Origin of the sequence: Ensifer adhaerens (assembly GCF_000697965.2) — a bacterium.
In the GTDB taxonomy this organism is placed as follows: Bacteria; Pseudomonadota; Alphaproteobacteria; order Rhizobiales; family Rhizobiaceae; genus Ensifer; species Ensifer adhaerens.
Window position 1 is genome coordinate 867,985 of sequence record NZ_CP015881.1, and the last position, 17,830, is coordinate 885,814.

Annotated in this window: 19 protein-coding genes; 5 read left to right on the plus strand and 14 right to left on the minus strand. The window is 63.2% G+C overall.

Going from position 1 to position 17,830, the window contains the following annotated elements:
• Positions 1-105: 105 nt before the first annotated feature.
• Positions 106-1,023, minus strand: coding sequence for an SUMF1/EgtB/PvdO family nonheme iron enzyme (locus FA04_RS23610; protein WP_051659201.1), 918 nt, complete (start codon positions 1,021-1,023; stop codon positions 106-108).
• A gap of 102 nt (positions 1,024-1,125) precedes the next feature.
• On the minus strand, positions 1,126-2,262 hold the full coding sequence (nirK, locus tag FA04_RS23615) for a copper-containing nitrite reductase (RefSeq protein WP_034790564.1): 1,137 nt from the start codon (positions 2,260-2,262) through the stop codon (positions 1,126-1,128).
• A 338-nt stretch (positions 2,263-2,600) separates the two neighbouring features.
• On the opposite strand from nirK, the gene FA04_RS23620 reads away from it, so the two are divergent.
• On the plus strand, positions 2,601-3,824 hold the full coding sequence (locus tag FA04_RS23620) for an NnrS family protein (protein ID WP_034790565.1): 1,224 nt from the start codon (positions 2,601-2,603) through the stop codon (positions 3,822-3,824).
• 68 nt (positions 3,825-3,892) lie between these two features.
• On the opposite strand, the gene FA04_RS23625 is transcribed toward FA04_RS23620, so the two are convergent.
• The 4 genes from FA04_RS23625 to FA04_RS23640 all read right to left on the minus strand — a co-directional run bounded on the left by FA04_RS23625 (position 3,893) and on the right by FA04_RS23640 (position 6,510).
• Entirely contained in the window at positions 3,893-4,219 is a 327-nt protein-coding gene (locus FA04_RS23625) for a metal-sulfur cluster assembly factor (RefSeq protein WP_034790566.1), read from the minus strand.
• Complete coding sequence (locus FA04_RS23630; RefSeq protein WP_034790568.1) at positions 4,206-4,736, minus strand: DUF2249 domain-containing protein; 531 nt, start codon at positions 4,734-4,736, stop codon at positions 4,206-4,208. Before FA04_RS23630 ends, FA04_RS23625 begins: the two co-directional genes overlap by 14 nt.
• Positions 4,717-6,096, minus strand: a complete 1,380-nt coding sequence (locus FA04_RS23635) for a hypothetical protein (protein WP_051659202.1) — start codon at positions 6,094-6,096, stop codon at positions 4,717-4,719. The genes FA04_RS23630 and FA04_RS23635 overlap by 20 nt, the downstream gene beginning before the upstream one ends.
• A 135-nt stretch (positions 6,097-6,231) precedes the next feature.
• Positions 6,232-6,510, minus strand: coding sequence for a DUF2249 domain-containing protein (locus FA04_RS23640; RefSeq protein ID WP_034790571.1), 279 nt, complete (start codon positions 6,508-6,510; stop codon positions 6,232-6,234).
• Positions 6,511-6,734: 224 nt separating this feature from the next.
• Here FA04_RS23640 and hemN point away from each other — a divergent pair, with 224 nt between their 5' ends.
• Positions 6,735-8,087 carry an oxygen-independent coproporphyrinogen III oxidase gene (gene hemN / locus FA04_RS23645; protein ID WP_034790574.1) on the plus strand — a complete coding sequence of 451 codons (1,353 nt, stop codon included), beginning with the start codon at positions 6,735-6,737 and terminating at the stop codon, positions 8,085-8,087.
• Between the two features lie 456 nt (positions 8,088-8,543).
• On the opposite strand, the gene FA04_RS23650 is transcribed toward hemN, so the two are convergent.
• From FA04_RS23650 to FA04_RS23675, 6 genes are all read right to left on the minus strand, one after another.
• Entirely contained in the window at positions 8,544-10,445 is a 1,902-nt protein-coding gene (locus FA04_RS23650) for a nitric oxide reductase activation protein NorD (RefSeq protein ID WP_034790593.1), read from the minus strand.
• A gap of 8 nt (positions 10,446-10,453) precedes the next feature.
• Positions 10,454-11,266: a CbbQ/NirQ/NorQ/GpvN family protein gene (locus tag FA04_RS23655; RefSeq protein ID WP_034790595.1), complete on the minus strand. Its 813-nt coding sequence runs from the start codon at positions 11,264-11,266 to the stop codon at positions 10,454-10,456.
• A 65-nt stretch (positions 11,267-11,331) separates the two neighbouring features.
• Entirely contained in the window at positions 11,332-12,678 is a 1,347-nt protein-coding gene (locus FA04_RS23660; protein ID WP_034790597.1) for a nitric-oxide reductase large subunit, read from the minus strand.
• Between the two features lie 24 nt (positions 12,679-12,702).
• Positions 12,703-13,155, minus strand: coding sequence for a c-type cytochrome (locus tag FA04_RS23665; RefSeq protein WP_034790599.1), 453 nt, complete (start codon positions 13,153-13,155; stop codon positions 12,703-12,705).
• Between the two features lie 158 nt (positions 13,156-13,313).
• Positions 13,314-13,592 (minus strand): cytochrome C oxidase subunit IV family protein, encoded by a 279-nt coding sequence (locus FA04_RS23670; protein ID WP_034790601.1) that lies wholly within the window; start codon positions 13,590-13,592, stop codon positions 13,314-13,316.
• 5 nt (positions 13,593-13,597) lie between these two features.
• Positions 13,598-14,155 (minus strand): cytochrome c oxidase subunit 3, encoded by a 558-nt coding sequence (locus FA04_RS23675; protein WP_089044839.1) that lies wholly within the window; start codon positions 14,153-14,155, stop codon positions 13,598-13,600.
• Between the two features lie 122 nt (positions 14,156-14,277).
• Between FA04_RS23675 and FA04_RS35290 the strand changes: the two genes are divergently transcribed.
• The 3 genes from FA04_RS35290 (at position 14,278) to FA04_RS23685 (ending at position 15,640) form a co-directional block, all read left to right on the plus strand.
• Positions 14,278-14,433 (plus strand): hypothetical protein, encoded by a 156-nt coding sequence (locus tag FA04_RS35290; RefSeq protein WP_089044838.1) that lies wholly within the window; start codon positions 14,278-14,280, stop codon positions 14,431-14,433.
• A 78-nt stretch (positions 14,434-14,511) separates the two neighbouring features.
• Complete coding sequence (locus tag FA04_RS23680) at positions 14,512-14,940, plus strand: hemerythrin domain-containing protein (protein ID WP_051659203.1); 429 nt, start codon at positions 14,512-14,514, stop codon at positions 14,938-14,940.
• A 10-nt stretch (positions 14,941-14,950) separates the two neighbouring features.
• Positions 14,951-15,640, plus strand: coding sequence for an NnrU family protein (locus tag FA04_RS23685; protein ID WP_034790603.1), 690 nt, complete (start codon positions 14,951-14,953; stop codon positions 15,638-15,640).
• A gap of 1 nt (position 15,641) precedes the next feature.
• Here FA04_RS23685 and FA04_RS23690 read toward each other — a convergent pair whose 3' ends face one another.
• Both FA04_RS23690 and FA04_RS23695 read right to left on the minus strand, forming a co-directional pair.
• Complete coding sequence (locus tag FA04_RS23690) at positions 15,642-16,232, minus strand: UbiX family flavin prenyltransferase (protein WP_034790605.1); 591 nt, start codon at positions 16,230-16,232, stop codon at positions 15,642-15,644.
• Positions 16,229-17,740 (minus strand): UbiD family decarboxylase, encoded by a 1,512-nt coding sequence (locus tag FA04_RS23695; protein ID WP_034790612.1) that lies wholly within the window; start codon positions 17,738-17,740, stop codon positions 16,229-16,231. Before FA04_RS23695 ends, FA04_RS23690 begins: the two co-directional genes overlap by 4 nt.
• Positions 17,741-17,830 lie beyond the last annotated feature (90 nt).

A 17,830-nucleotide genomic window follows, 5' to 3' on the forward strand; every position in this document is an offset into this window, starting at 1 on the left:
GATTTGAAATTGCCTTTGCTCTAGCATAGAGCCGGGTCCTGCAAAAGGACCCGGCATTTATGCCCGAGCGACGGTTTTCCCAGCAATTTCATCGGCCGTCTCATCTCAGCCCGCACCGTGGAGCCGCCGTTCAAAGGCATAGAGGTAGCCCGAATACCAGCGGCCGTCGCGCACGAGCCGGAAACCGAGATTGTCGGGCGGCACGCCGACGGCGCAGCCGCCGCTTTTCGGATCCCGGATGAAGAAGCTCATCGACGCCCGGTGCTTGCCGTTGACGACGAAGATGCCGCAAGCGGGAGCCTCCTTCAGCACCTCGCCGTCGTCGCCGATCGTGACGCGGCGGTGGCAGGTCTCGGTCCATTCCCAGACATTGCCGTCGAGATCGGCAACCCCATACTCGTTCTCACCGAAGGCGCCCGTGGGCAGCGGCCTCGGGTTCTTCGCCCTCTGCCGGCTGGATTCGCGCTCGTAGTCCGCAAGCCAGCGCAGCGCCGGATTGTCCTTGGTGCCGTCGATCCCCAGCGCATCGTCGGGGAATTTGGACCCGGCGGCAAACGCCCATTGTTGGTCGGTCGGAAGGCGCCAGACCTCGCCGGTCTTCTTGGTCAGCCATGCCGCATAGTCGGTCGCGTCCGTGTAATTGACCCCGGTCATCGGCACACCCGACAGGCCGGCGCCATGGCCGCCCTCCGGCTGCTGGCAGCCGCCATCGGCGACGCAGCGCTCGTAGTCGTCGCGCGTCACCTGATACTTCATGATCTCGAGCGGCTGCTTGATGGCTGCCACCACGATCGGCGCGTCGACGGCAAAACCGTTCTTCAGGAAGTGTCCCTCCGCCCGATAGCTCATCTGTCGCGGCGCGATCGTCACGGTCACCGGCGGCCTGATCGACGGATCGATGCCGTCCTTGAGATCGTCGAACAGCCCCACCTTCGCCGAAAGCACGCCGCCGATTGCCGCCAAAAGGACGACCGGTGCTGCTAGCGAGAGGAGCGAAACCGCAGTTTTCTTGGTGGTGGGCATGGAAGGTCTCCGGGGGAAGTGGCACGCGCCGGCAAGCGCGTGCCTTTGTTCGCGCGTGGGGTCGCTGTGAGCGCGGCCCCACGATCATCCGCTGTCACCCGGCTACATCGACGCCGGCTTGACGACCGATGTCATCAGATCGTCGTTCCATTCGCCGGTCACCTTGAAGTGGCCGGCGGCACCCAGCTCGAACGCCTCGATCAGGTTGTGGTTGACGTAGGCGTACACACCCGGCTGGCGGAAGGTGTAGAAGGCAGCGCCCGCGGTTCCGCCCGGAATGAGCCAGGTTTCCTGGTCGAGATCCGGCGGGTTGCGGAACTTGCCGGTCGCCCAGACATAGTCACCATGCCCGCCGATCAGGTGCGGCCGCGTATCGCGGTTGGCCTGCGAATGGACGACGAGCACACGCTCGCCCACGGCCGCAGTCAAAGCATGGTCGCCGGTCAGCGCGCCGACCGCACCGTTGAAGACGATGTGGGTCGGGGTCAGCGTGCGCATCGCCTTGACAGCATCTTCATAGGCTTCGCCGGGGGTTTCGTACTTCTTGTAGTTCCCGGCCTCGTCCTTCGGCACGTAGAAGTCCTGCTCGCCGACATAGTAGATCTTGTCGTACGTCAGCGGCTGGCCCTTCTCGTCCTTCAGTCCGTCGCGCGGCAGCACCATGATGGCGCCGTTCATGCCCGAGGTGACGTGCCAGGGCACCATGCCCTCCGGCGCGCAATGGTAGACGAAGACGCCGGGCTTGGTCGCCTTGAAACGAAGCGTGGTTTCCTCGCCCGGGTTCACCTGGGTCAGCGCCCCGCCGCCGAGCGCACCGGTTGCGGCGTGGAAGTCGATGTTGTGCAGCAACGTGTTGGTGTCAGGGTTGATCAGCCGCAGTTCGACATAGTCGTTCTCATGCACCACCATCAGCGGACCAGGCACCGAACCGTTGAAGGTCATCGCGTGGATCTCGGTGCCCTCGCGGTCGATCACCAGCTTCTTTTCCTCGATCGTCATGGTGAACTCGACGACGCGCGGTCCGGTCTTGGCGACCTGGTCATGGGCGTGCACGAAAGGCGGCTTGACGAGGTCGACCTTCACGCGAGGCAGGGTCGAGATATCGACGGGGGCAGCACCGGCTGCCGCGGCAGCGCCAGCGGCATGCGCCTGAGCGGTGTGGAGAAGCGGCGCAACCGCGCCCGCCAGGGCAGCGCCGGCAAGCATCGTCCGGCGGGTCATCTGAAGTTGTTCAGTCATCTTGCTCTCCTTCGGCGCGTTCCAGCGGCCGGGATTGGCCTTCTGCGAAACGCGCCTGTATTCAACGAGTTAGGGTGGGCGGCGCCGACTTGGGCGGCCTCACCTCCGGTCTCGACCACCGGTCCCCCAGCAGTCACTAGAGAAGTAGAACCACAGACGAATCTCGTCTTTGTCTTGGAACAAATCGTTGCGAGGAGATCGCTTTTCTTTACGCCTTGCGACGTCGGCGGTCCGACCGGGCAGCGATACTTGCGTTTTCGCAAAGAGGGCCTTCGAACCCATTGATAGATCAAGCCTCATCCGCAAGTCCGCGAGGACGCACGACGAGGAACACGACCATGTTGGACAGATTGATAAGACCGAAACCGAGCGGCGGCATTCCGCGCGGACTCTCGACCACCGGCCCGGTGCTCTTCTCCTATGGCTTCCGGCCGTTCTTCCTCGCAGCCGCCCTCTGGGCGATCGGCGCCATGGCGCTGTGGATCGCCGCACTGATTCTCGGACTAGACCTAGCCGGCGACTACGGTGCCGCCCATTGGCACGCGCATGAGATGCTGTTTGGCTTTTCCTCCGCCGTTCTCGGCGGCTTTCTGTTGACGGCGATCCCGAACTGGACGGGAAGGCTGCCGGTTTCCGGCCGACCGCTCGCTGCCCTCTTCGGACTCTGGGTCATTGGTCGGGTTGCTCTCCTGTCGAGCGGCATCATCGGCCTACCCGTCGCAGCCGCTGTCGAGGCGCTGTTTCTGCCGGTGCTGTTGCTGATCTGCTCGCGCGAGGTGATCGTCGGTCGCAAGTGGAAGGACCTCAAGGTGATCGGCGGGCTCATAATTTTGTCGGCCGCCAATATCTGGTTCCACCTCTCGGTCCTCGGCAATCTCGATGTCGACGCCGCAGCGCGGCTGGCGATCGGGGCCTACACCATGCTGATCATGATCGTCGGCGGACGCATCGTGCCGAGCTTCACGCGCAACTGGCTGAACAAAGTTGGCCGCACCGATTTCCCCGTGCCCTACAACAGGTTCGACACCGCGGCGATCCTGATCGGCGTTGCAGCGCTCGGTGCCTGGACCTTCGCGCCCGTTCACATCGTCACCGCAGCGATTGCGGTGATCGCGTGCGCCTTTCATACGGTACGGTTGCTGCGCTGGCACGGATCACCGACCTGGCCGGAGAAGCTGCTCTTCGTTCTGCACGCGGCTTACGCCTTCGTGCCGCTCGGCTTCCTGGCCATATCGGCCGGCGCGATCGAGCTCCTCGCCGACTACCCGGTCATGCATGTGCTGACCGTCGGCGTGATCGCCTTCATGATGCTCGCCGTGATGACGCGCGCCACTCGCGGCCATACCGGGCGGCCGCTGGTGGGATCGGCACTCACCAGCGCCTCCTATGTCGCGATCGCGGGCGCCGCGCTAATCCGGCCGCTGGCCGAGGTGCTGCCGGAGCATTATCATCACCTGATCGCGCTCTCGGGTGCATTGTGGAGCGCGGCCTTTGTGCTGTTCACGCTCGAATACGGACCGATGCTGGTGCGCGAGCGCCGCGCGCCGCGCGCCTCACCCTGACCGGACGTCGATACCCAACGCAAAAGGCGCCGCAGATGCGGCGCCTTTTCTTTTCTAGAAGGCTGGTCCTAGAAGATGCTGCCGTGGCCAAGTTCCAACGCGCCGTCGGCGATCATGTCAGGCGTCCACGGCGGCTCGTACGTCAGCCGGACCTCGGCATATTCGACACCCGGCACATACCAGACGCAGTTCTGCACCGCTTCCTTGAGGAAGGCAGTCGCCGGGCAGCCCTTGATCGTCGTCGTCATGGTGACACGGGCAATGCCGCCCTCCTGAACGTCGATGTCATAGATCAGGCCGAGATCGACGACGTTCTTGCCCATTTCGGGGTCGATGATGATGCGCAAGGCATCGCGGATCCTCGCCTCGAGGTCCAGGGTTTCAGGCGCCGACATGGGAGCGCCTCCCACCGATGCGGATGAGGATCCGGTAGGTCTCGCCGGTCGCATCGAAATTGCCGGCCCATTTGTGGCCGCGCTTGGCGAGCTCCGGATAAAGGAACAGCGGTTCGCGCGCGAGCAAGGCGAACAGAACCTCGCCTTCGGCCATCTTCTCGGCCGCTGCCAGAATGCGCACCATAGGCTCCGGCGGATCGAGCTCCGTCAGGTCGAGCTGGCGGCTCGGGTCGGGCCAGGCGTCGAGATCCGTTTCGCTGACCGAAAGCCTGATCCCCTCGACCTCGCCTTCGGGCGTAAACAGAACCTCCCAGTCGCCATTGTCGAGCGGGCGGTCCTGATGGGTGAAGCCGCGACCCGCCATGACGCTGAAGAGCGGAACGGGCCGGAAGGTCGCGATCAGCTTCAGCGCCTGGCCCGGCGCCAGGCTGTCGACTGCATTCATGATGGCCTGGAACGGGTCGCTGCCGCCGCGCAAGTGCGGTCGGACGTCGAGTTCATAAGGATCTTGGCTCATGGGAACCTCCGTGAGGAAAAGATGGCAGAAACAGGCCTGGTCGAACAAGTCCATCAGGCAATCGAAGTTCGGCCGGAACGTTGATCAGTCGCCGTGTTCGCACGAACTCCAGGATGAGCGCATTGACGGCAATCAACTGGCCGAGGCTTGCAAAACGAAAAATAGGCGCGCTGCCGATCAGGAGGGCGAGCGAGCCAACCGCGACCGTCAGATAAAAGAGCCGGAACCAGCGAAGGGCGGACGTTTCGCTGACGAGGTCCTGGACCCTCGGGGTCGGCATGCGCCCAAGCGCCGGCCCGTAACATTCGAGCCAGGTCATGAACGGCACGATCTTGTAGAGCTGGGCGAGCCCCATGCCCGTCAGCCATCCAAAGGTGGCGAGATAAATAACGGCGCCGATAGCCTCATCAAGGCGGCCGGCCGAGAGCAGCGCGACGAAGAGTATAGCCGCGGCGACCAGTGACACGAAGGCGCCGATGCTGGCGCGGCTGTTGAGTTCGATCGCCTTGCGCCGGCGCTCCCGATAGATACGCAGGATATCGCCGACATAGATCGCGACAACGGCCGCGCCGGAACCGACGGCAAGGAGGAAAAGCGGCGAGCGACCAACGGTGCCCACGAGAATGACGGGCACTGCGGCCGCCAGAACGCTGAGGCAAAAGGCACCAAGCATGAAGACAACACGGCTGCTTGTCCGCTCTTTGTCTGGCGACAGCATGAACATGGTCAAAAGTCGATAGCTGACGCCCATGGTGGTGAAGCTCAACCAGCCGCAGAGGCCGAGGGAGGCATGAAGCGAGAGACCATCGACGGTGAGGTCGATCGCGCCCGCCGCGTCGATCAGGCCCGAGAGCACGCCAGCATAGACGCCGCCGAGCAGCATCGTGCCGAAGAGAGCGGCAAGGCCGACCGCGACGAAGCGGGCCGGTAGTGGCAGGGGGCGTGCATGCCAAAGCGTGACCGCGAAGGAAAAGCCCAGCACCGAAAAGCCAAGAATCGAGAAAGCGGCGCCAAGAGGAAGCAGCGTCACGGGAACATCGATCGCACCGGAAAGACCGACGAAGCCGAGGGTCAGGGTGGTGATGCCGCCAATAAGTATCAGGAGCGCCGGCAGGGCGACGCTCGGCAAGGACAGCGGCTGGCCGACGAGAACAGGCACGAATTGCAGCAATGCGCCGGTCATCAGCAGGCTTAGCCAACCGAGAGCGACAATATGGACGAGCGCCAGCGTTTCAGGCGCCTCAAGGGCTAAGACCGGATAACCAAAGCCGAGAACCATCATGGTCTCGCCAAGGACGAGGAAAATCAGCGCGGCCGCGAAATAGGACATGGTCCAGCGGGATAGCGTGGCTGCGAACATGGTGGTTCAACCCTTGGATCACGATGGCTCTGGTCGAGCCGAACAAGCGTGATCGATTCTGCTAAGTGGGAGCGGGATGAGAGCGGAAAATGACGCACGCTTTTTCTCACCCCGCTCTTGAAGGACACCAGGGGCTCAGTGCCCGCCGCAGCAGCAGTCACAGCCGGAGGACTGTTGCCGACCGATCTCGACTCGCCATACCTCCGGCCCCTGCTCGAGGTATTCCCAGGTGAATTCGCCCGGATAGCGGGTTTCCAGCTGGTAGTGCAGTGGACGCGGATCGTGGTCGTTAACGATGATGAAGGCGCCACCCTCGGCAAGCGCGTTCAACATGCCGAAGATTTTCGGATGGCGTTCTACCGGCGGGATCGTCCGCACATCGATAAAGGGCTTGTCGGTCTCTGCAATGGTCATGGTTGTCCGCTTCTGAGCGCCGTGGTTTGATGATGATCCGGGAAGCGCCGGCGCACACGCCCCGGATTTCCGCAACCTAGCGACAGCGCCGCCGCGACATTTTGTCGAAGCGCAAACAAATCTCGCTTTGGCCTCGACCAACCCCATCCTTGACTTTTCGCAAAGAGGTGCCTGCCGGCGCGGCCTACAAAAGCTGTATCCATCGCCACCCAGATGAGGACGAAATGTTAGCTTCCGCGCTCCTGAAATACGGTGAAATGCGCCTGCCGCGCTACACGAGTTACCCGACCGCACCGCGCTTTGCCGCTGATGTCGACGATCACACCTACGGCGACTGGCTGAAGGCGATCCCCGAGGGGCAGAACGTGTCGCTCTACCTGCACATCCCCTTCTGTCGTTCCATGTGCTGGTACTGTGGCTGCCACACGACGATCACCAAGAAGGACGACCCGATCCTCGACTATCTCGATGTACTCCGAGACGAGATCCGCATGGTCGCCGATACCATTGGCCAGCCGCTTCCGGTCTCGGAGGTACATTTTGGCGGCGGCACGCCGACGATCATCGAGCCACGTGAATTCCTTGCGCTGATGACGTTGATGGGCGAGCGCTTCGCGCTGTCACCATCGGCCAATGTCGCCGTCGAGATCGATCCGCGCCGGCTGACGCTCGCGATGGCCGAGGCACTCGGCGAAGGCGGCGTTAGGCGTGCCAGCCTCGGCGTGCAGAGCTTCGATCCCGTCGTGCAGAAGGCGATCAACCGCATCCAGAGCGAGAAGCAGACGGCCGAAGCCGTCGACCATCTGCGCGGCGCGGGCATCGGTGGCATCAATTTCGACCTGATCTACGGCCTGCCGCATCAGACGGTGCGCTCCTGCGTCGAGACGGTCGAAGCGGCCGCGGCGATGCGACCGGAACGGTTCGCGGTTTTCGGTTACGCCCATGTGCCGAGCTTCAAGAAGCACCAGCGCATGATCGACGAGAACGCGCTGCCCGACAGTGCCGCCCGCGCCGAACAGGCGATGGCGATCAGCGAAGCGTTGGTCAAAGCCGGCTACCGCCAGATCGGCCTCGATCATTTTGCGCTTCCTGACGACGATCTCGTCACCGCGCAGGAGGCTGGGCAGCTCCGCCGCAACTTCCAGGGCTATACGACCGACACTTGCGAAACGCTGATCGGTTTCGGCGCCTCGGCAATCGGCCGCTCGCGCGACGGTTATGTCCAGAACGAGGTGCCCCCCGGCGTCTATGCAAGCCGCATCGCATCGGGACGGCTCGCAACCACCAAGGGCTACCGACTGACCGACGAGGACCGTTTGCGCGCCGCGATCATCGAGCGGCTGATGTGCGATTTCAGCGCGGATATGTCCGCAATCGCCGCAGCGCATGGCCGGGACTGGCAATCGTTCGTCGACAGCAATAGCAAACTGGCCGAACTGCGAAAGGATAGCGTGATCGATATCGCTGATGGCGTCATCACTGTGCATCCCGAGCACCGCTTCGTCATCCGCGCGGTGGCGGCGGCCTTCGATGCCTATATCGACGAGTCCCAGAGGGTGCACAGCAAGGCGGCTTGAGGGCGCTGGTCGCCGGGAAGGTTTGGCTATTGCCAAGCATTCCCGGCGCAATCACGCCGGCAAAGCGCCGTCCGTCTCTTACGTCATGCTCGACCCGAGCACTTCGTTGTTTTGTGCCACGAAATACGTTCGGATGCGCCTTGGATCCTCGCCTCAAGGGCGACGATGACGAAGTTTGGGGCAACTGCGCTCCCTGAAAACGAGCCGTTTCCAAGCTTATCGCTGGCAGCTCAGCGATACACTTTGGCAAAACTGCCCATCCAACACGTCATGCCCGGCTTTTCCCGAGCATCGAGACCCAGCCTCCTCCCCCCGAGAATAGCCGCGAGCGGATCGGCAAATCCGTCCCGAATGGCCGCGAAACGGCGCACGCGCGGCGGGCATACGGCTTCCGTTGAATCAAAGAGGCCCGGCGGTTGCAGGGCCTCTTGCTTCTCTCTCGACTTGGGGACCGCCCTACCCCACCAGATTGCGGTAGATCGCCGGCAGTGCCGCCGGCAGCCGCGAGATGTTGCCGACTACGGAATAGCCGTTCTGGCCGAACATGGCGGGCACGTAGGACTTCGCCTCCCGGTCGACCGTGACAGCGAAGGTGTTTATGCCGCTGCGCCGTGCCTCCGTGACCGCGCGACGGCTATCCTCGAGCGCAAAACGCCCCTCGTAGTGATCGATATCGTTGGGCTTGCCATCGGTCAGAACAAGCAAGAGCTTCTTGCGGTTCGGCTGCCGACGAAGCTCGGCCGAGGCATGCCGGATCGCAGCACCGATGCGGGTATAGTAGCCGGGTTTCAGTGCGGCAATGCGCGCTTCGACCAGCGGCCCCATAGCCTCGTTGAAGGCCTTCACGGTTTCCACCCGCACCCAGTCACGCCGCCTTGAGGTGAAGGTAAGGATCGAGTGGTTGTCGCCGCAGGCCGACAGCCCGTGCGCAAGGATGAGCAAAGCTTCTTTTTCCACGTCGAGCACCCGCCGGTTGTCTGACCAGGAATCGGTCGACAGCGACACGTCGACGAGGATCGTCACCGCCAGGTCATGCACCTGCGGCCGACTCATCAGATGGATGCGGTCGCTGCCCTGGCCGCCGGCGGCGAGATCGGTGCGGGCACGCACGACCGCGTCGAGATCGAGATCGGCGCCGTCAAGTTGTGCACGCAGCATCTCGTGCCGCGGGCGCAGCACTTCGAACTGGCGCCGCACCCGGCGGATCAAGCTCCGGCTTTCCTCGGTCAGTTCGCTCCGCTCTTCCTGGGCGGAAGCCGGCATTGCCAGCACGCGGCAATGGTCCTTGAGGTACTGCCCGGTCCGGTAGTTCCATTCGGGATAGGTCAGCTCGGCCGTCAGCGGCGTCGGATCGACGGCTTCCGGCGGCAGATCGAGATCGAAGCGGAATCGCGCCGAGGGCCGTCCCTTGCGCTCGCCGAGCGTCATGTCGTCCAGTTCCTCGGCAGCCTTGCTGTCGTGGTCGTCGCTGTCGTCGCCGGGACGGTCGACGTTGACCATCTCGGCCATGGCCAGGATCTTCTCGAAGCGATTGAGGATGAACGGGCTGCGTTCGCCCTTGCGGTTCTCCGGGTTTTCGCGCACCGCCACGTGGCGCTCAACCTCGACACCCTCACTCTGCGTGCCCGCTGTCGCGGCCACATCTTCGTCGCGCACGGTCGTGGTTTCGGCCCGCAACAGCGTGTCCGGCCACAGCGGCATCGGCAGCATCGGCAGGTAGCCGGGCGGCGCACGATGCGGGAAGATCACCGGCAGCGTCGTATCTGCCTCGCCTGTGGCCCTGCGCAACAGCCGCAGGATGCGGTTTTCAAGATGCTGCTCGATCGACGGCAGAGCGCCCCGCTTCCGCTCGGCAAGGGTAGCCTCGGCCAGACGCCGATAGCGCCGCCTAAGGCCTGGGAACCGCTGGAAGACGTCCTCGACCGTTTCCAGCGCGCGCGATATCAGCGCCAGGTCACGACGGAGCGGATCGGTCTCGCTGACGGGGTCGACCGGCATCGTCGCCATATAGGCGACGAGCCAGTGATAGAGATCCTGGTTCAGGTCTTTCGTCGGAAAAATGTCGATCTCGCCCGGCAGCATCAAGGACGCGTGGTCACGCGCCGGCTGGACGAGCTTCTCTTCGCCAAGTCCCATGCGCTGCCGCCACCGCAAGCGATGGGTCGACGTGCGCCCGCGGGCGGGCACGATCTGCACCGCTGGCTCGCCGCCATGTCCGCGAAAGCAAACGCCGAGCACCGGCAGCATGTCGGCGAGCTTCACCGCCTCCTCCGGATAACGCCGCCAGGTTCTGGTGTTGCCGACGAAACGGTGCCAGGCTCGTCCGACGGTTTCTTCGAGCTCGAGGAAATCAAGCATGGCTCACCTCAGGCGATCAGAGAACCGGCCACTTCGAGAAGTGCTGAGCGCACATCCGGTTCGTCGGTCAGAGGCTCGATCATCGCGGCCCGCACCGCATCCTTCACCGGCATTCCGGCATCAATCAGCGAGGCGCAATAGACGAGCAGCCGGGTCGACACGCCTTCTTCGAGATCATGCCCTTTCAGAGCGCGCAGGCGCTGCGCGAGGTTGACGAGCGGCGCCACCTGGCTCTCCAGCAGTCCGCTCTCTTGCGAAACGACTGAAATCTCGGCGTTGCGCGGCAGGAAATCGAACTCGATCGCCACGAAGCGCTGACGGGTGCTCGGCTTCAGGCTCTTCAAAAGGTTCTGGTAGCCGGGATTGTAGGACACGATCAGCATGAAGCTCGACGGTGCTTCGAGCAGTTCGCCGGTCCGTTCAAGCGGCAACATGCGGCGATCGTCGGTCAGTGGATGCAGGACGACGGCGACGTCCTTGCGGGCTTCCACGATCTCGTCGAGATAGCAGACGCCGCCGTTGCGCACGGCCCGGGTCAGGGGGCCGTCGACCCAGACGGTGTCGCCGCCCTTGAGCAGATAGCGACCGGTAAGGTCGGCGGCGGCCAGATCGTCATGGCAGGAAACGGTCGAAAGCGGCAGGCCGAGCTTCGCTGCCATGTGGCTGACGAAGCGGGTCTTGCCGCATCCTGTTGGTCCCTTCAAGAGCAGCGGCAGCTGGCGCACCCAGGCGCTTTCGAACAACGCGCATTCATTGCCGGAGGGGCTATAGGCGGGGATATCGAGCGACGCGCGACTGACGGCAGATTGGACAGGGCTCATGGCAAGTCTCCATGCTGGGAATTCTTGGGGAGATGCCGGCGCGGCGAGCCGCGCCGGCTGGTCGGTTATTCAGCGGGTTGGACGACACCGGCGAGCTTCTCGCTGCGCTCGCGTCCGGGCACCAGAACGGCCCAGATGAACATCAGCGCCGAGATCAGGACGACGGCACCGGAACCGAGGCGGATCCAGTAGAACAGCGCCAGCTGGTCCTGGACGTCCATGTAGCTTTCGCCGAGCACGCGCTGCAGATGCGCCTGGAGAACACCGGCAAAGGTCAGCGCGAAGGTCATGACCGACATGGCGGTGCACATGATCCAGAAGCTCACCATCGACAGCCACTGGTTATACGGCGCACGGCCGCGGATCTCCGGGATGGCATAGGCCATGACCGCGAGGTTCAGCATCACGTAGGCGCCGAAGAAGGCGAGGTGTCCATGGGCCGCGGTCACCTGGGTGCCGTGGGTATAGTAGTTCACCGAAGACAGCGTGTGCAGGAAGCCCCAGACGCCAGCGCCGAAGAAGGCCATGACCGAGCAGCCGATCGACCAGAGGAGGGCTGCGCGGTTCGGATGCTTGCGGCCGGCCTTCCAGGTCATCACGAAGGTGAAGACCACCATGGTGAAGAAGGGGGCCACTTCCAGCGTCGAGAACAGCGAACCGATCCACTGCCAGTAGCCCGGCGCGCCGATCCAGTAGTAGTGGTGGCCCGTGCCGAGGATGCCGGAGAAGAGCGCCAGGCCGACGATGACATAGAGCCATTTTTCGACGACCTCACGGTCGATGCCGTTGAGCTTGATCATCAGGAAGGCGAGCACCGATGCCATGATCAGTTCCCAGACGCCTTCGACCCAGAGATGGACTACGTACCACCAGTACATCTTGTCGAGCGCCAGGTTGATCGGATTGTAGAAAGCGAAGAGGAAGAAGATCGCGACACCCCAAAGCCCGAAGATCAGGATGTTGGTGACGGTCGTCTTGCGGCCTTTCAACACCGTCAGTGTGATGTTGTAGAGGAACATCAGCGCGACGATGACGATACCGACCTTGATCGCGAAGGGCTGCTCGAGGAACTCACGCCCCTCGTGGATGTGCATGAGGTAGCCGACGACGGCAATGGCAGCGGCGATCAGGAAGATCCAGAACTGCGCGATGGCGATCTTCGTGCTGTAGAGCTCGGTTTCTGCCTCTTCCGGCAGCAGGTAGTAGGTCGCGCCCATGAAGCCCATGAGCAGCCAGACGATCAGCGCGTTGGTGTGGACCATGCGCACGATGTTGAAGGGCAGGAGCTCGGAGAGCGTGTTGGGCAGGACGTAGATGGTGCCGGCAAGCACGCCGAACAGCACCTGGGCGAGAAACAGGCCAAGCGCTCCGTAGAAATAGAGCATCGCGACCTTTTGGGTTTGGTATTTCATGGTGTCACACTCCACTCGGTTCGCTTAACCTGCCTCGTTCGGCGGCCAGTTCTGGGTCTTGATGCGGCTCGTCCATTCGAGGAAGTCGGCGAGGTCGTTGAGTTCCTGTTCGGTGAGATTGAACTGCGGCATCTGCCGCCGTCCCTCGATGCCGGTCGGCTGGGCAGCCATCCAGGCCTTAAGCGTATCGCGGGCGCCATCCGGATCGGCCTCGCCGCCGAATCGCTTCCAGACGTTGCCGAGCTCGGGCGCGAAATAGGCGCCCTCGCCGAGAAGCGTGTGGCAGTTGATACAGGAGTTCTTTTCCCAGACGTGTTTGCCGCGGGCGACCGCATCGGTCAGCGTCGTTTCATCCGTCGAAGTCGTCCGCATGTAGTAGTGGCTGTGGGCGGTCAGCCCGACGAAGATTGCGAAGAAAAAGAAGGACCCGCCGTAAAAGACGTTACGGGCCCCGGTTTTGGTGAGGCGTTCTGCCATCACGTGGTCCTTTCGATTTCAGTTGGCCGCTGAGAGTGCGGCCGGCTGATCTGATCCCCTCCCCGTGCGGCGCAGCCGGCAACAATCGGGGCGACCTCATGTCTAGGGAAATCGGCGGCGGCTTCTTTGCGTTTCGGCAAACAAGTCCGCGGCTAGCCTCAGCTGATGAAAGCAGTGCTCAGGACCAGCTTCGCTGCAGCGACGAGGACGAGTGCTGCGGGCCAGATCAAAAGGCCAAGACGAAGGGCCGACGGCGCCTGCCGGAGCCCCATGAAATCGAGCGCGACGAACCGGCTTTTGACGATGGCGAGCCCGAGCAACACGACGATGACGAGGGTGGCCGGCCCGGCGACCGCCATCAGCGCCATGCCCGACATCACGGCTACGGCAAGCAGCAGCCAGGTCTTGAACAATTGTCTGGGATTGCGATCGGTCATGGCACTCACACGAGATAGACGAGCGGGAACATCACGATCCAGACCAGATCGATCACGTGCCAGAGCGTGGTGATCAGCTCGACATTGCCGGGTTTCGGTCGCCAGGCAACGATGATGAGCACGAAGGCACCGAAGACGACGTGCAGCAGATGGAAGCCCGTGACGAGAAAATAGAGCTCGAAGAAGGAGCCGAACTGAGGATCGCCGGCAACGCCGGCCTCGGCGCTATATTCGAAGAGCTTGATCCCCACGAAGGCGAAGCCGAAAAGTGCTGCATTCACCAGCGCCCGCCGACGCTGCTTAAGCGATGCACTCGGCCTCGTCGCCAAGGCCGCCTGCCAGCCGCTTGTCAAAAGAACAAGCGTGTTGATACCGGCAAGCAGCGGATCGAGATGCGAGCGGGCGGCGGCAAACGCGTCCGGCTGGAGAAGACCCACAATCAGGAAGCCGACAAGCAGAATACCGAACGCGGCAAGTTCACTCCAGACGAGCACCCAGAGCAGCAAGGCGTCCGTCGTATCCTCTTCCACCGTTGCGGCAATCGGATGACTGCGGGCATCCATGTCAGCGCCTCCGTTCAAAAAACATCGTTCGAGCTAGGCGCGAGCGCGCACCCTGTCTTTGCGATTGAGCAAAGAAGCCGGCAGGGGGCGGGGCTATTGGCTGACAACAAAGGAGCCTTCCGATGACAGACGCACAGATCGGCCTTTCCGTCGCCACCCCCATCATCATCGTCTTCGCCCTCGTGCTCTATCGCATGGGCGTGCTTCAGCGCGGCGCGACGCTGTCGGCGATCCTCTCCTCCGTTGCGATCGCCATCGTTCTGTTTCTCGATCGCTGATCTGCAGACTTTGAGAAATGTCAAAGAGGATCATTGCCGTCGGGTGTAGTTCGAACCAACACTCAACGGAGCAGATCGATGCAGCAGCAATTTTCAGAACATCACGAGCTGGGGCAGGCTTACCGCGAGCTTTTATCCCTGTGTGATCGCCTCGAGACGCTGGCCGATTCCATCCCGCGCCGCATCGACCTGACGAGCTGCCGCGTGATCCTGACGGAGCTGCCGGAAAAGCTCAGGCGCGTCCACGCGCTGGAGGAAATGATCCTGTTTCCAGCAGTCGAAATTCAGCGGGCAGACGACGGCCGTTACGCCTTGATCGCACGGCTGCGCGCCGAGCATGACCAGGACGATCGGGCAGCCGTCGAGCTGGTACGTGTGCTGAAGGCGGTTCTCGACAACAGGCCATCGCTCAGCTGGGATGCGATCGGCTACATGCTGCGGGGCTTCTTCGAAACTGTTCGCCGCCATGTCGCAACGGAGCGCCTGCTTCTCTGGCGCCATGCGTGAGACAACCGATATGACCTATTTTCTCCTCGCCTTCGCCGTCTTCCTGCTGCTCCATCTGGTGCCGGCCTGGCCGGCGTTACGCCAGGGCCTGATCGACCGGCTCGGTCGCTCGACCTATTTCGCGGTGTATTCGCTTCTTTCCGTGCTTGCTCTCGGCTTCGTCTTTCACGCGGCCCTTCAGCTCGATTTCATCCCGCTCTGGGAACCGGCGGCCTGGCAGGCCTGGGTAACCTTCGTGCTGGCGCCACTCGGCATCTTTCTCGTGCTGGCTGGCCTCTTCAGCGAAAACGCGCTGTCGATCTCCATCTATCAGGGAAACGAGCGGCCCGGCGCCATCGTAACGATCACCCGTCACCCGGTGCTCTGGGGCTTCCTGCTCTGGGCCGCCGGTCACATCGTGCCCAATGGCGACTTGCGCGCGCTGGTTCTTTTCGGCGGTTTCGCACTGTTTTCCGCCGGTGGCTTCTTGATGCTTGAAAAGCGTGCCCGCCGGCGTTTGGGTGACAACTGGCAAGCGGCCTCGAAGGGCACGTCAGTCTGGCCCTTTGCGGCCATCATTCGAGGCGAAACCCGTTTGCGCGCCGATCCCGTGATGATCATCGCCGCCTTTGCCACCGTCGCGATTGCCGTGTGGCTGCTGCTTGGCGGTCACGAGGTCCTGTTCGGCGCCGATCCGCTGCTTCAGGCCACCGTCTCCTAGATCACGATGATTTTTGGTCCTCACCCTGCCAGGCCATAGCCTGCGGGGTGATCGGCAGTGCCAGCAGGTCGATCGCTCGGGCCGCCAGATGGTCGACGATGGCCGAGACGCTCTCAGGCCGATGATAGAAGGCCGGCACCGGCGGCATGATAATCGCCCCCATTTCCGTGACGGCGCACATATTGCGCAGGTGACCGAGATGCAGCGGTGTCTCGCGTGCCATCAGCACCAGCCTGCGCCGCTCCTTCAGATGCACGTCGGCTGCCCGTACCACGAGGTTATCGGCCATGCCGGCAGAGATCGCCGCAAGTGAGCGCATGGAGCACGGCGCGACGATCATGCCGGCCGTCGAAAACGATCCGCTCGCAATCGCCGCGCCGATATCGGCGTGGTCATAGGTCCGCGCGGCCAGACGCAGCAGGGATGGAAGAGCGCCTGCGCCGACCTCATGCGCGAGCGTGCGGTGCGCCGCCGGCGACAGAACCAGATGCAGCTCGACGCTTTCGATTTCGCTGAGCCGCTCCGCGATGCGCACCGCAATCGCAGCACCCGAAGCCCCGGTGACACCGAGGACGATCTTCAACCGGTTCATCGGGTCAGCCCTCCAAGCCCGAGACCGGCCCAGATCGCATCGACCTGACCCACGACCTCCGGCGACATTTCGAGCACCCGCCCCCATTCACGGTCGGTCTCGGCGCCGATCTTGTTGGTGGCGTCGAGCCCGAGCTTGCCACCGAGGCCGGAGCGTGGCGACGCGAAGTCGAGATAGTCGATCGGCGTGCCCTCGATCACGGTCACGTCGCGGCTGGCATCGAAGCGGGTCGCAAGAGCCCACATTACGTCGGACCAGTTGCGCACGTCGATATCCGGGTCGACGGCGATGATCAGCTTGGTGTAGCTGAACTGCGGCAAGACAGACCAAAGCCCCATCATCACGCGCTTGGCCTGACCGGGATAACGCTTGTCGATCGCGACGACCATGGCTCTGTAGGAGCAGGCCTCCGGCGGCAACCAGAGATCGGATATCTCCGGAAACTGCTTGCGAACCAGTGGCACGAACAGCCTGTTCATCGCCTCTCCGAGCCGCGAAGGCTCGTCCGGCGGTCGGCCGGTATAGGTGGAAAGATAGAGCGGATTCCGACGCATGGTGATCGCCGACAGACGCATGACCGGGAACGGCTCCACCGAATTGTAATAGCCGGTATGGTCGCCATAGGGGCCCTCCTCCGCGGTCTTGCTCGCCGAGACCGTACCCTCGATCACGATCTCCGCATTGGCCGGCACTGAAAGTGGCACGGTCTTCGCCTTCACGAGTTGCGTCCTGCCGCGCCGAAGCAGGCCTGAGAAATTCAGCTCGCTCAGTCCGTCCGGCAGCGGCATGACCGCAGAAAGGATCGTCGCTGGGTCGGCACCGATGACGACCGCGATCGGCATGTCCTGACCCAGGCGTTGCCAGAGACGATGGTGGCGGGCGCCGCCGCGGTGGGCGAGCCAGCGCACGATGGCGCGATCGGGCCCTAGCACCTGCATGCGATAGATCCCGACATTGACATCGAACGGATCATCCGGCGCGCGCGTGATCACCAGTGGCCAGGTAATCAGCGGCGCCGGCTCTCCCGGCCAGCACCATTGAACCGGCAGGCGCCCAAGGTCGATTTCCTGATCGCGCCAGACGACCTCCTGACACAGCGCACGCGTTACCTTTCGTGGCCGCATATACATCGCCGATCGGAGCAGAGGCAGCCGATCCCAGGCGTCGCGCAGCGACTGCGGCGCTCTCGGATCGCGCAGCTCCGCAAGTTCACCCGCAAGCGCATCGAGCCCGCCCGGCGCCAGGCCGAAACCACGCTCGATCCGGCGTTCCGACCCGAAGAGATTGGTCAGAAGCGGGATCGGTTGTGCGGCGCCTGTCGCATCGACCGGCCGCTCGAAGAGAAGCGCCGGCCCGTCGGCGGCAAGCACGCGGCGGTGGATTTCGGTCACCTCATGCACCAGCGAAACCGGTCGCGAAATCCGCTTCAAATCGCCTTCGCGCTCGAGCGCGTCGATAAAATCCTGAAGCGTTGCAAAGCCCTTTGACGGGCGAAAGGTCCTGTTCATGGAGCCTGTTTGTGGCGGCGAATGGCCCTTGTCTTTGACGTGGCGCAAACAACGACCGGCAGCAGGCGACTAGCATGCGCCGCATCGTTC

Bases quoted from the DNA above. Each gene is read 5' to 3' on its own strand.
- FA04_RS23610 (WP_051659201.1), bottom strand. From the start codon at position 1,023: ATGCCCACCACCAAGAAAACTGCGGTTTCGCTCCTCTCGCTAGCAGCA.
- nirK (WP_034790564.1), bottom strand. From the start codon at position 2,262: ATGACTGAACAACTTCAGATGACCCGCCGGACGATGCTTGCCGGCGCT.
- FA04_RS23620 (WP_034790565.1), top strand. From the start codon at position 2,601: ATGTTGGACAGATTGATAAGACCGAAACCGAGCGGCGGCATTCCGCGC.
- FA04_RS23625 (WP_034790566.1), bottom strand. From the start codon at position 4,219: ATGTCGGCGCCTGAAACCCTGGACCTCGAGGCGAGGATCCGCGATGCC.
- FA04_RS23630 (WP_034790568.1), bottom strand. From the start codon at position 4,736: ATGAGCCAAGATCCTTATGAACTCGACGTCCGACCGCACTTGCGCGGC.
- FA04_RS23635 (WP_051659202.1), bottom strand. From the start codon at position 6,096: ATGTTCGCAGCCACGCTATCCCGCTGGACCATGTCCTATTTCGCGGCC.
- FA04_RS23640 (WP_034790571.1), bottom strand. From the start codon at position 6,510: ATGACCATTGCAGAGACCGACAAGCCCTTTATCGATGTGCGGACGATC.
- hemN (WP_034790574.1), top strand. From the start codon at position 6,735: ATGTTAGCTTCCGCGCTCCTGAAATACGGTGAAATGCGCCTGCCGCGC.
- FA04_RS23650 (WP_034790593.1), bottom strand. From the start codon at position 10,445: ATGCTTGATTTCCTCGAGCTCGAAGAAACCGTCGGACGAGCCTGGCAC.
- FA04_RS23655 (WP_034790595.1), bottom strand. From the start codon at position 11,266: ATGAGCCCTGTCCAATCTGCCGTCAGTCGCGCGTCGCTCGATATCCCC.
- FA04_RS23660 (WP_034790597.1), bottom strand. From the start codon at position 12,678: ATGAAATACCAAACCCAAAAGGTCGCGATGCTCTATTTCTACGGAGCG.
- FA04_RS23665 (WP_034790599.1), bottom strand. From the start codon at position 13,155: ATGGCAGAACGCCTCACCAAAACCGGGGCCCGTAACGTCTTTTACGGC.
- FA04_RS23670 (WP_034790601.1), bottom strand. From the start codon at position 13,592: ATGACCGATCGCAATCCCAGACAATTGTTCAAGACCTGGCTGCTGCTT.
- FA04_RS23675 (WP_089044839.1), bottom strand. From the start codon at position 14,155: ATGGATGCCCGCAGTCATCCGATTGCCGCAACGGTGGAAGAGGATACG.
- FA04_RS35290 (WP_089044838.1), top strand. From the start codon at position 14,278: ATGACAGACGCACAGATCGGCCTTTCCGTCGCCACCCCCATCATCATC.
- FA04_RS23680 (WP_051659203.1), top strand. From the start codon at position 14,512: ATGCAGCAGCAATTTTCAGAACATCACGAGCTGGGGCAGGCTTACCGC.
- FA04_RS23685 (WP_034790603.1), top strand. From the start codon at position 14,951: ATGACCTATTTTCTCCTCGCCTTCGCCGTCTTCCTGCTGCTCCATCTG.
- FA04_RS23690 (WP_034790605.1), bottom strand. From the start codon at position 16,232: ATGAACCGGTTGAAGATCGTCCTCGGTGTCACCGGGGCTTCGGGTGCT.
- FA04_RS23695 (WP_034790612.1), bottom strand. From the start codon at position 17,740: ATGAACAGGACCTTTCGCCCGTCAAAGGGCTTTGCAACGCTTCAGGAT.